Source organism: Amycolatopsis sp. NPDC102389 (genome assembly GCF_044765885.1).
Lineage (GTDB): Bacteria > Actinomycetota > Actinomycetes > Mycobacteriales > Pseudonocardiaceae > Amycolatopsis.
Genome location: NZ_JBIWKX010000034.1, coordinates 89,613 through 100,587 on the forward strand (window position 1 = coordinate 89,613; position 10,975 = coordinate 100,587).

12 protein-coding genes and 1 pseudogene are annotated in these 10,975 nt (G+C 69.9%); 5 read left to right on the top strand and 8 right to left on the bottom strand.

Annotated elements, in window-relative coordinates:
* Window positions 1-82: 82 nt before the first annotated feature.
* From ACIRGA_RS26290 to ACIRGA_RS26320, 7 genes and pseudogenes are all read right to left on the bottom strand, one after another.
* Window positions 83-646, bottom strand: a pseudogene (locus ACIRGA_RS26290) (DNA-3-methyladenine glycosylase I); the annotation flags it as partial.
* Window positions 639-1,088 (bottom strand): SRPBCC family protein, encoded by a 450-nt coding sequence (locus ACIRGA_RS26295; RefSeq protein ID WP_400945421.1) that lies wholly within the window; start codon window positions 1,086-1,088, stop codon window positions 639-641. The gene ACIRGA_RS26295 and the pseudogene ACIRGA_RS26290, both read right to left, overlap by 8 nt.
* Complete coding sequence (locus tag ACIRGA_RS26300) at window positions 1,085-1,387, bottom strand: DivIVA domain-containing protein (RefSeq protein ID WP_400945423.1); 303 nt, start codon at window positions 1,385-1,387, stop codon at window positions 1,085-1,087. Before ACIRGA_RS26300 ends, ACIRGA_RS26295 begins: the two co-directional genes overlap by 4 nt.
* Window positions 1,384-2,055, bottom strand: coding sequence for a permease prefix domain 1-containing protein (locus ACIRGA_RS26305; RefSeq protein ID WP_400945425.1), 672 nt, complete (start codon window positions 2,053-2,055; stop codon window positions 1,384-1,386). Before ACIRGA_RS26305 ends, ACIRGA_RS26300 begins: the two co-directional genes overlap by 4 nt.
* Complete coding sequence (locus ACIRGA_RS26310) at window positions 2,052-2,702, bottom strand: permease prefix domain 1-containing protein (protein WP_400945428.1); 651 nt, start codon at window positions 2,700-2,702, stop codon at window positions 2,052-2,054. The genes ACIRGA_RS26305 and ACIRGA_RS26310 overlap by 4 nt, the downstream gene beginning before the upstream one ends.
* Window positions 2,699-3,364, bottom strand: a complete 666-nt coding sequence (locus tag ACIRGA_RS26315) for a permease prefix domain 1-containing protein (protein WP_400945431.1) — start codon at window positions 3,362-3,364, stop codon at window positions 2,699-2,701. The genes ACIRGA_RS26310 and ACIRGA_RS26315 overlap by 4 nt, the downstream gene beginning before the upstream one ends.
* Window positions 3,361-3,687: a helix-turn-helix transcriptional regulator gene (locus ACIRGA_RS26320; RefSeq protein ID WP_005155407.1), complete on the bottom strand. Its 327-nt coding sequence runs from the start codon at window positions 3,685-3,687 to the stop codon at window positions 3,361-3,363. The genes ACIRGA_RS26315 and ACIRGA_RS26320 overlap by 4 nt, the downstream gene beginning before the upstream one ends.
* A 140-nt stretch (window positions 3,688-3,827) precedes the next feature.
* On the opposite strand from ACIRGA_RS26320, the gene ACIRGA_RS26325 reads away from it, so the two are divergent.
* Genes ACIRGA_RS26325 through cydC form a run of 4 tightly spaced genes read left to right on the top strand, consistent with a single transcriptional unit; the run spans window position 3,828 to window position 9,120 of the window.
* Window positions 3,828-5,006: a cytochrome ubiquinol oxidase subunit I gene (locus ACIRGA_RS26325; RefSeq protein ID WP_400945434.1), complete on the top strand. Its 1,179-nt coding sequence runs from the start codon at window positions 3,828-3,830 to the stop codon at window positions 5,004-5,006.
* 3 nt (window positions 5,007-5,009) lie between these two features.
* Window positions 5,010-6,002 carry a cytochrome d ubiquinol oxidase subunit II gene (locus ACIRGA_RS26330; protein WP_400945436.1) on the top strand — a complete coding sequence of 331 codons (993 nt, stop codon included), beginning with the start codon at window positions 5,010-5,012 and terminating at the stop codon, window positions 6,000-6,002.
* A gap of 8 nt (window positions 6,003-6,010) precedes the next feature.
* Entirely contained in the window at window positions 6,011-7,570 is a 1,560-nt protein-coding gene (cydD, locus tag ACIRGA_RS26335; RefSeq protein WP_400945438.1) for a thiol reductant ABC exporter subunit CydD, read from the top strand.
* Window positions 7,567-9,120 (top strand): thiol reductant ABC exporter subunit CydC, encoded by a 1,554-nt coding sequence (cydC, locus tag ACIRGA_RS26340; RefSeq protein ID WP_400945440.1) that lies wholly within the window; start codon window positions 7,567-7,569, stop codon window positions 9,118-9,120. The genes cydD and cydC overlap by 4 nt, the downstream gene beginning before the upstream one ends.
* Here cydC and ACIRGA_RS26345 read toward each other — a convergent pair.
* Window positions 9,106-10,011 (bottom strand): glucosyl-3-phosphoglycerate synthase, encoded by a 906-nt coding sequence (locus ACIRGA_RS26345; protein ID WP_400945443.1) that lies wholly within the window; start codon window positions 10,009-10,011, stop codon window positions 9,106-9,108. The genes cydC and ACIRGA_RS26345 overlap by 15 nt on opposite strands.
* Before the next feature lie 51 nt (window positions 10,012-10,062).
* Here ACIRGA_RS26345 and ACIRGA_RS26350 point away from each other — a divergent pair, with 51 nt between their 5' ends.
* A complete protein-coding gene (locus ACIRGA_RS26350) occupies window positions 10,063-10,737 on the top strand; it encodes a lysophospholipid acyltransferase family protein (RefSeq protein ID WP_400945445.1) in 675 nt (224 codons plus the stop codon).
* Window positions 10,738-10,975 lie beyond the last annotated feature (238 nt).

Sequence of the window (10,975 nt, forward strand, 5' to 3'; positions counted from 1 at the left end):
CCTCGGTGGTGTTGGCGGCGGGGGGGGGGGGGGTGTGTTGGGCGGCCTGGGCCGCCCCCCCCCCCCCCCCCCCCCACCACCGGGCCCGGAAGCAGTCCTTCACGTGGTCGTCGACCATCCCGGTCGCCTGCATCAGCGCGTAACACGTCGTCGGCCCGAGGAACACGAAGCCGCGCTTCTTGAGTTCCTTCGCCATCGCCTTCGACTCGTCGGTGATCGCCGGGACGTCCGCCATCGTGCGCGGCCGCTTGTGCCGCGAGGGCGCGAACGACCACAGCAGGTCGTCCAGCGAACCGTCCAGCGTTTCGATCGCCCGCGCGTTGTTGATCGCCGCCAGGATCTTCGCCCGGTTCCGCACGATCGACGCGTCTTCCATGAGCCGGGAAACGTCGTCGTCGGTGAAGGCCGCGACCTTCTTCGGCTTGAACCTCTTGAACGCCTTCCGGAACGATTCCCGTTTCCGCAGGATCGTGATCCACGAAAGCCCGGACTGGAACGACTCCAGGCACAGACGTTCGTACAGCTCTTCGTCGCCGTGCAGCGGGACACCCCACTCGGTGTCGTGGTACTCGACGTAGTCCGGGGCCGAGTTGCCCCACGAACACCGCTTGACCCCGTCCGCGCCCAGCAAACCCGCCTCAGCCAACCCGATACCCCTCCGCGTACTTCACGAATCTCTGCAGGCACAGCCGCAGCCCCAGTTCGAACCCCGGTTTCGCGACCGGCCAGCCGAGCCGCCCGACGACGCCGAACGGCGGCCGCAGATGCTCCGCCCAGACGAACGTCGAGGAATGCGGCCCCTTCTCGATCACCTGGAACACCCCGGTGCCCTGCACGATCTTGCCGGTATGCCGCACGACGCAGCGCAGCGGCGGCTCCCAGCTGGTGATCTCCATCGTGTCGGTGAAACCGATCCCGGCGATGCCGGTGAACGCCGACAGTTTCGAACCCACGCTGCGCCCGTTGCCCTCGACGACCTCGACCTCGGTGCCGATCATCCATTCGCCCTGGCGTTCCCAGTCGGTCAGGGCGAGCCACGCCGTCCCGGCGGGCACCGCGACGTCGACCGAGACGACGACATCGGTCACCTGGCGCCCTCGCGCTCGGCCTCCAGTTCGGCCACCTTGGCCCGCAGGTCCTCGATCTCGACGCCGAGCCGCCGCATCACCCAGTCCACTTCGGACATCTTGTAGCCGCGCACCACCATCTGATAGCGGACGGCGTGGATGTCCTCGGCGGTGATGTCCTCGGCGGGCAGCCTGGTCGGCGAGCTGCCGGGCGGCAACGGGGCCAGCTCCTCACCCCGGCCGAACACCACGGCGGCCAGCAGAAACACCACGGCGGCCACCAGCAGCATGACTACGAGATAGATCAGGGCGGTCGTCACGCGACGATCGTGGCACACGAACGCCACGATCGTCGCGCCAGCAACGCGAGTCGCACGCTGAGCACCACCCAGAGCACCATGAGGATCCCGCACGGCACGGACAGGAACAGTCTCGACGCGTCGATGAACCCGGTGGCGATCACCAGCAGCGCCACCGAAAGCAGGTTCAGCCCGACGGCCTCGCCGATCAGCACGCCGGCGGTCTTGACCAGCCGGGCGCCGTCCATCCGCCGGGAAAGCCAGCGCATCGAGACGAGGGCGAGCACTCCCAGCACCGGCACGATGAAGACCGAACCGTGGGTGAACTGGGCGATGTACTTGTACCAACCCGGCGTCGGCGCGAGCTGTGACCAGTCGCCGAAGGTCCATTTGCGGGCGAACTCCCAGGCGAGCTGCATCATCGGCACGCCGAGGATCAGTTTCCACAGGGTGCGGGTGCCGCTGTGCATGCCCAGCTCGGCCTGGTAATCCCCGGCGATCAGGTGCACCGGCCCGAAATCGGCGACAGCGCGCTGTTGCGCCTCGTGCTCGCTCCAGCCGCCGTCGCGATACGCGTCCGCGGCGTCGTTCAGCCCGTCCCGTGCCTCACGCAGCAGATCCCGCTTCGCCGTCGCCGGGCCGTCCAGCCGGGCGCGCAGCTCCCCGAGGTACGCCTCGATCACCGTCATGCCGTGGTTCTCCAACTCCGCGCGGCGACCGTGAGCCGCATGCTGAACAGGATCCAGGTCGCGGACAGGACAGCGCACGGCACGCTGACGATCAGGCGGGCGGGCTCCAGGAACCCGGTCGCGCCGCCGTACGTCGCGACCGCGAGAAGGTTCAACCCCACCGCCCCGGCCAGCGACCACGAGACCGCGCGGGCCGCGACCGGACCGGTGGCTCGCCGCGAGAGCAGCCGTGCCGCGAGCAGTCCCGCGACCGCGACGACCGGGGACAGCGCCGCCAGCGTGTCGGCCGCGCCGATCGCGCGGTGGTACCAGGACGGCGGCGCGCCGAGCCGCGACCAGTCGCCGAAGCCACGGGCGAAATCCCAGCCGAGGATCAGCAGCGGGACACCCACGATCAGCTCCCACAGGACGCGGATGTCGCGGCGCAGCCCCAGTTCCGCCTGGTAGTCGCGGGCGATCAGGTCGGCCGGGCCGAAATCGGCGACGGCACGGCGTTCGGCCTCCGCCTCGTCGAAACCGCCCGCGCGATACGCCTCGGCCGCGTCGGTCAGACCGTCCCTGGCCTCGGTGAGCAGATCGGTCTTCGCCGACGACGGCCCGTGCAACCGGGCGTCCAGATCGCCGAGGTAGCCGTCGATCGCGTTCATGCGGCGAGCGCGGGCCGGGGCCGGAAAGCCGGTGAGAGCAGCCATAAACTGAACGCGACCCAGCCGAGGCTCACCACGTTGCACACCAGGCTCACGTTCATCCTGGACGGATCGAGGACCGTGGTGCCCACGGTGAGCAGCAGCAGCGCCAGCAGGTTCGTGGTCGCCGCGGCGCCCACCGTCCACCGCGTCACCTTTCCCAGCCGGACACTGTCGAGCCTGCGCCCCAGCCTGCGTGCCCCGAACAGCGAGATCGCCCCGATCACCGGCGGCACGAAGACCAGGATCCCGAAGAGTTCGATCACGGCCACGTACCACCCCGGGTTCGGCTTCCCGCCTTGGTTCCAGTCGCCATAGGTCCAGATCCGCGCCAGCTCCCAGGTCAGCTGGATCAGCGGCGCACCGACGATGACCTTCCACAACGTGCCGATGTCGCCGCGTACCACCAGTTCGGCCTGATAGTCACGGGCGATCACGGCGGCCGGGCCGAAGTCGGCGACGGCACGGCGTTCGGCTTCCGCCTCGGCGGCACCACCCTCGCGATACGCCTCGGCCGCGTCGATCAGACCGTCCCTGGCCTCGGTGAGCAGATCGGTCTTCGCCCTCGCCGACCCGCTCAACCGTCTGTCCAGATCGCCGAGGTAGGCCTCGATCGCGCTCATGCCGTGCTCCCCCCGAGGACACCGCCGATCACGGTGGTGAACTCCTGCCACTCCGCCCGTTCCGCCGCCAAGGCCTTCTGCCCGGAGCGGGTGAGCTTGTACGTACGACGTTTGCGGCCGGACACGACGTCCCACTCGCTGGCGAGGAATCCGGCGCGCTCCAACCGGCGAAGCGCCGGGTAGACGGTGCCCGTCGGCAGGTCGAGCGCACCGTCACTGCGGAGCTGGAGCGCCTCGATGATGGCGTACCCGTGCAGCTTCCGGCCGTCGAGGACGGCGAGGAGCAGCGCGTCGAGGTGCCCGCGCAGACTGTCGGCCTTCATAGATAGACAGTCTACACATCGCCGCCTACCAGGGTAGCCGGGACTTTCCCGGACCGGCCTCAGGGAATGTCCCCGAGATCACCCCGATTTCATAGATTTAGTGGCTACATGTAGCCAGCCTACGTATACAGTGCCTCGACATGGACGCACTCCCGATCGCGAGACTCCAGTTCGCGACGACGACCTCGTTCCACTTCCTGTTCGTGCTGCTCACACTGGGGCTCGTGACACTCGTCGCGGTGATGCAGACACGCTCCGCGTTCGGCGGCAAGCCGGAACTCACGCGGATGACTCGCTTCTGGGGCAAGCTTTACGTGATCAATTACGCGCTGGGAATCGTCACCGGAATCGTGATGGAATTCCAGTTCGGGCTCACCTGGACCGGCCTGTCCGCGGTCGCGGGCGACGTCTTCGGCGCGCCGCTGGCCATCGAGACGCTGGTGGCTTTCTTCGCCGAATCGACCTTCCTCGGCCTGTGGATCTTCGGGTGGGGGCGGCTGAACAAATGGGTCCACCTGACGCTGATCTGGCTGGTCACGCTGACCGCGTACGCCTCGGCACTGTTCATCATGGTGGCCAACTCGTTCCTGCAGAACCCGGTCGGCACGCATACCGAGAACGGCGTGCTGAAACTCGACGACTTCGGCGCGCTGTTCACCAACCCGGCGCTGACGATGTCGCTGCCGCACGTGCTGAGCGCGGCGCTCATGACCGGCGGCTTCTTCGTGGTCGGGGTCAGCGCGTACCACTTCATCAAGCGCACCAAGGAGATCGAGTTCTTCCGGCGCTCGATGCGGATCGGCGTGCTCACCTCGCTGGTCGGCAGCACCCTGGTGATCGGCTTCGGCTTCGGCCAGTTCGGCCCGCTGGGCGAATACCACGCCGACAAGCTCAAGTCGCCGGAACCGCTGGTCGGCGCCCCGCTGGGGTTCATGATCCAGATCGGCTTCATCGCCTTCCTGGCCTCGATCGTCGGCACGCTGCTGCTGTTCCGGAACTGGATCACCAAGGTGCGGCCGCTGCTGTACGTGATGGTGCTGGCCATTCCGCTGCCGTTCTTCGCGGCGACCTTCGGCTGGCTCGTGCGGGAGATCGGCCGTCAGCCGTGGCTGATCCGCGGGAAGCTGACCACCGCCGACGCCGTCGCGGCGATCCCGGCGGGGCAGATCCTCTTCTCCTTCATCGCGTTCACGGTGCTGTTCGCGGCGCTCGCGATCGCCGACTGGGTGCTGATGTCGCGGGTCGCCAAACGCGGCCCGGACCCCGCCGACGAGGCGGCCGTCCCTCGTACCGAACTTCCCGTCCTGAGCGGAGTCTGACCGATGGTGATCCTGTGGTGGTGTGTGCTCGGTTTCCTGACGGCCGGCTATTTCGCGCTGGCGGGCTACGACTACGGCGTCGGGATGCTGCTCGGCAGGCTCAGCCGTGACGAGGCCGGGCGACGGCGTGTGCTCGGCGCGTTCGGCCCGTTCTTCCTGGCCAACGAGGTGTGGCTGGTGGCCGCGGTCGGCGTCCTGTTCGGCGCTTTCCCGCATCTGGAAGGGAAAGTGTTCGCCGGGGCGTACCTTCCGGTCGTGACCCTGCTGCTCGGGCTCGTCACGTTCACCGCGGCGGTGCAGTTGCGCAGCAGGCGGCCGGACGCCGGTCGCGGCGCCTGGACGCTGGCGATCACCGTCGGCGCCTGGGTGACGGCGGTGTCCTGGGGCGTGTTCCTCGGCAATCTCGTGCTCGGGCTCCCGCTCGACGCGGCCGGGAAACCGACCGGCGGCGTCCTCGCCGTGTTCAGTCCGTACGCGCTGCTCTGGGGTGCCGGGTTCGTCGCGCTGTTCGCCTTGCAGGGAGCGGCTTTCCTCGCCGTCCGGGCACCGGCCGAGTTCACCGCCCGCGCGAACCGGATCGCCAAGGCCCTGCTCGCGCCGGCGCTCGCGTTCCTGGTCGTGGCGGTCGCCTGGGGCGCCGTCGAGACGACTGTGTCGTGGTCCGTGCTGCCCGCGATCGTGCTGGCGTTCGGCGCATTGGCCGTCGCGGCCGCGGCCTTGCGCGCGGGACGGCACAAGACGGCGCTCGTCGCCACGATGGTCCTGTCCGCGTCGCCGGTGCTCGCCGTCGGGACCGCGCGGCTGCCCGACGCGCTGGTGTCCTCTGTGGACGGAGGCTTCTCGCTGAGCCTGACGGAAGCGGCCACCAGCGGCGAGATGCTCGATCTGCTCGCCTTCGTCCTGCCCCCGGCCCTGGTGGCGATCGCCGCCGTGCAGTGGGTGACCTGGCGCAGGCACGACACCCGCGTCGACCAGCGTTCGCTGCTGCACTTCTAGGAGCAGGCATGCCTCCCCTTCCCGGGCTGCGACGCCATTTCGGCGTCCTGGCCGTGCTCGGAACGCTGACCGCGGCGGCGATCCTCGTCCAGGCCGACGGGCTCGCGACGCTGCTCACCGGCGGCGGTGTGACCTGGAGTCTCCTGGCCGCCATCGCCGTACGGGTGATGCTCACGGGCGTCCAGGGTTCCATCGGCGGCCGGTTCGCGGCGACGGTCAAATCCGGGCTGCGCAAACGGCTTCTCGGTGCGGAAGCGGAGAATCCGGGCGAGGTCGCGACCTTGGTGACCAAGGGAATCGACGCGGGCGACGCCTACCTGACCGGCTATCTGCCGACAGTGGTCCTCTCGGCGATCGTGCCGGTCGCGGTGGTCGTCCGGCTGTTCGCCGCGGATCTGTCGTCGGCGCTGATCATCACCGCGACGCTGCCGCTGATCCCGGTGTTCGCGATCCTCGTCGGGCAGCACACAAAAGCGAAGACCGCCAAGCAGTGGTCGCTGCTTTCCAAGCTGGGCGGGCATTTCCTCGACGTCGTGCGCGGGCTCGGCACGCTCAAGGTGTTCGGCCGCGCGGAGGCGCAGGCGAAGACCGTGCGGGCGATGGCGGACGCGCACACCGACGCGACGATGCGCACGCTGCGGGTCGCGTTCCTGTCCGCGCTGGTGCTGGAACTGGTGGCGACGCTGTCGGTGGCGCTCGTGGCGGTGCCGATCGGCTTCCGGCTGCTGGAAGGCGGCATGGTCGTGCACACCGCGGTGCTCGTGCTGCTGCTCGCCCCCGAGGCGTACCTGCCGCTGCGGGCCGCGGGGGCGAAGTTCCACGCCAGCGCGGAAGGGCTCGCCACGCTCCGCGAGGCGCTGGCCGTCCGTGCGGAGGACGTCGTGCGTGGTTCGCGGGTGGCCCGCCGCGGTGCGCCCCGGATCATGCTGGAGAAGGTGAGCGTCGCGTACGGCAACGAGACCGTACTGTCCGAAGTGGACATGACGATCGAGACGGGCGAGCACGTCGCGCTCGTCGGGCCCAGCGGTTCCGGGAAGAGCACGCTGCTGGCGGTCCTGCTGGGCTTCGTCACGCCGACGTCCGGCCGGGTCCTCGTCGACGGCGTCGATCTGCGCGAACTGGATCCGGCGATCTGGCGAGCGGGGACGGCGTGGGTGCCGCAGCGGCCGACGTTGTTCACCGGGACCGTCGAGGAGAACATCGCCATGGGCCAGGTGCCGGACGTCCAGGCGGCGGCGCGCGCGGCGGCGTTCGACGAGGTCGTGCGCGGCCTGCCCGAGGGCTACCGGACGCGGATCGGGGAACTGGGCGCGCCGCTTTCGGCCGGGCAGCGGCAACGGCTCGGCCTCGCCAGGGCACTGGCCCGGACCGAGGCGGGCTTGGCGCTGCTCGACGAGCCGACCGCCAGGCTCGACGCGGGAACCGAAGCGGCCGTGCTCGACGCGACCCGTGAACTGCTCACCGGCCGGACCGCGGTGCTCGTCGCCCACCGGCCCGCGATGGCCGCGCTGGCCACCCGCGTCCTCGAAGTCCACGATGGCGCCGTACGAGAACGGGAATCGGTGTGAACGTCTGGGGTGTGTCCACAAAGGACGTCGTCCGGCTGGCCCGTGCCGGACTGATCGCGGCCGGAGCCGAGCTGGCGGGATTGGCGCTGATGGCCACCGCCGCGTGGCTGCTGCTGAAGGCGGCCGAACAGCCGCCGCTGGCGTCGCTCACGGTGGCGATCGTCGCCGTCCGGACACTGGCGTTGCTGCGCGGCGGGCTGCGTTACGCGGAACGGCTCGCCGGGCACGAGGTCGTCCTGCGATATCTCGGCGCCTTGCGGACCCGCGTGTACACGTCGCTGTTGCCGCATCGGGGCTCGCGGCATTCGGGCGGCGATCTCGTCACTCGCCTGGTGTCCGATGTGGACGCCGTGCAGGACGCGATCCTCCGTTGCCTGCTTCCCGCCGGTGTCGCCGCCTTCGTCGGCGCGGTGTCGACGACGGTCGCGCTGATCGTCAGCCCGGCCGCCGGGCTCGTGCTCGCGTCCGGTCTCGCCGTCGCGGGGATCGGCTTTCCGTGGCTGTGCGTACGGATCACCCGGGCGGCGGCGAAGGAGAGCGTTCCGGCCCGCGCCGACCTCGCCGAACGATCGGTCGAGCTGATCACCGGGCGGCGCGAGCTGATCGCTTACGGCATGCACGAGTCCACTGTGGACGCCGCACACGCCGCCGTCGACGCCCTCGCCGCGCGAGACCGGGCGACGGCGAACCGCACGAGCCTGCTGACCGCGGCGGGCATCCTCGTCCAGCTGCTGACCTGCGTCGCGATCGCCCTGACCGCCGGGGTTTCGCCGCCGCTGACCGCGGCACTGGCCCTCGGCGCGCTGGCCGTGTTCGAGCTGGTCCTCCCGCTGACCGCGGCCGCCCAGCGCTGGGTCGAGGTCCGCGCGTCGGCCGAGCGGGTGCGCGCGCTGCTGACCGAACCGCCGCCCGCGCGCGGGATCGCGGTACCCGAACCAGGACACCTGCGGCTCGAAGGCGTCGGCGTTCAGTTCGCGGGCAGGGCCCCGGCACTGCACGGCGTCGACCTCGACCTGCCGCCCGGTAAGCGGATCGGGATCGTGGGGCCGAGCGGCGTCGGAAAGACGACGTTGCTGAATGTGCTGCTGGGTTCCGTTGCGCCGACCTCCGGGCGCGCTCTGCTGAACGGGAAGCCCCTGGACGCCTACGATCCGGCGCTGCTGCCGTCGGTGATTTCGGGCGCGCTCGCGGACGCGCACGTCTTCCACACGACGGTCCGCGAGAACCTGCTCCTCGCGAAGCCCGGCTCTTCCGACGCCGAGCTGCTCGACGCGTGCGCCACAGCCGGTTTCGACTTGCCGCTCGATCGCGAAGTCGGCTCCGACGGCGACACGCTGTCAGGCGGACAGCGCCAGCGGCTCGTGCTCGCGCGGGCGGTACTGGCCGCACCGCCGATCCTCGTGCTGGACGAGCCCGTCGAGGGCCTGGACCCGGAGCACGGCGACGCCGTCCTCGCCGAGGTGCTCGCCGCCGCGCGCGGCACCGTCGTCCTCGTGACGCATCGTGAGTCGCAGGTGGCCGGGTTCGACGAGGTCCTACGACTCGGTTAGGCCGCGCACGTCCCGCATCGGCGGCCGGTCACTCACCGACACCTCGGCGACCTCCGGCAGCCATTCGTCACCCACCTGCGCGAACTGGGTGAGCTGGGCCGGGTCGTCGGACTTGATCCCGCAGCGCGCGAGCGCCGTCCCGAGGATCTGACGCGCCATCACACCCAGCTGAAGGAGCGAGCGGTTGCGGTGCTTGCGTACGCCGAGGTTGACCTGGGCGAGCCCTTCGAGGCCGTAGCGCGCTTCAGCGTCGAGGATGAGCCCGATCTCGACGCCGTACCCGGCCGCGAAGGGCACCGACTCGAGGAACTCGCGCGTCGCCGCGTACTCGCCGCCAAGCGGCTGGATGAGCCCCGAGAGCGACGGGCGCAGCGCCGAGAGGACCGGTCGGGCCAGCAGTTCGGTGACCCGGCCGCCGCCGCTGCTCTCCAGCCGCAGCGGCCGCCGGTAGAAGCCCTTGACCAGGTGAACGCCGTCTTCGCAGAGCAACGGCCCGAGCAGCGTGGGCACGAACGCCGGATCCGGGTCGACGAGGTCGGAGTCGAGGAACACGACGACGTCACCGGTCGTCGCGGCCAGCGACCGCCACAGCACCTCGCCCTTGCCCGGCACCGGCGGCAGGCCGGGGAGCACGTCCTCGCGGTGCACGACGCGCGCGCCGGCGCGGGCGGCGAGCTCGGCGGTGGCGTCGGTCGACCCCGAATCCATCACGACCAGCTCGTCGACGACCGTGCCCAGCAACGGGCGGACCGTGCCGACGACCTCGGAGACGGTGTCCTCTTCGTCGAGCGCCGGTAGCACGACCGAAACCGTCCGGTCACCCTTCGTAGCGACGATGTCTTCGACCGTCCACTCGGGGTTCTGCCAGGTGCGCCGCTCGAACCAACTCATGAGTAGTGATCGTGCCATGCTGGAGTCCGACACCCTGTCGATGGAGGAACCTTGCTACCGCTACTTGTCCGATTCGTGCTGGGCCCGCTGGTCAGAGCGCTGTACCGCCCCGAGATCCGCGGTGTGGAGAACATCCCCGCCACCGGGCCGGTGCTGCTGGCACCCAACCACCGGGCGGCGCTGGACACCGGCGTGATCACTTTCACGGCGATGCGGCAGGTCAAGTTCCTCGGCAAGGCGGAGTACTTCACCGGCCGCGGGCTCAAGGGCAAGATGATGGCGGGTTTCCTGGGCGGCCTCGGCTACGTCCCGGTCGAACGCGGCAACGCCCAAGCCGGTCTCGCCGCGCTGGAAGCGGCGCGGAAGGTGCTCGACGCGGGTGGCGCGTTCGCGATCTACCCGGAGGGCACCCGCTCGCTGGACGGGCGGCTGCACCGCGGCCACACCGGTGTCGCGGCGCTGGCGCTGGCGACCGGCGCGAAGGTCGTGCCCGTCGCGCTTTCCGGCACCGAAGACCTGCAGCCCGCCGGCAAGCGGATCCCGCGGCGGGCGAAGATCACCGTCACCTACGGCTCGCCGTTGGACTTCTCGCGGTACGAGGGGCAGGACTCGTCGCCCGCGATCCGGCGCTCGGTGACCGACGAGATCATGTACGCGATCCTGGAGCTTTCGGGGCAGGAGTACGTCGACTCGTACCACAAACGGCCTGATCAGAGCGCTGCCTGACGGTCTGGGCGGTGTCCTGTGAGTCCTGTTGGCGGTCTCCGCACCCAGGTGTCGCGAAGGCCACTGTCCACAAAGGCCTCTCTCGGAGAGGAAGTGCCCGATTAGCCCGGTTTACGAAGGGGTCGTGAGTGGCAAAGAGGGTTAGAGCCTGTCTTTGAACGTGGCTAGGTGGTCCTGGCGCGCTTTTGGCGGGTCAGGCGCCTGGTCATCATAGTGATCATGGCGTTGTTGATGAATG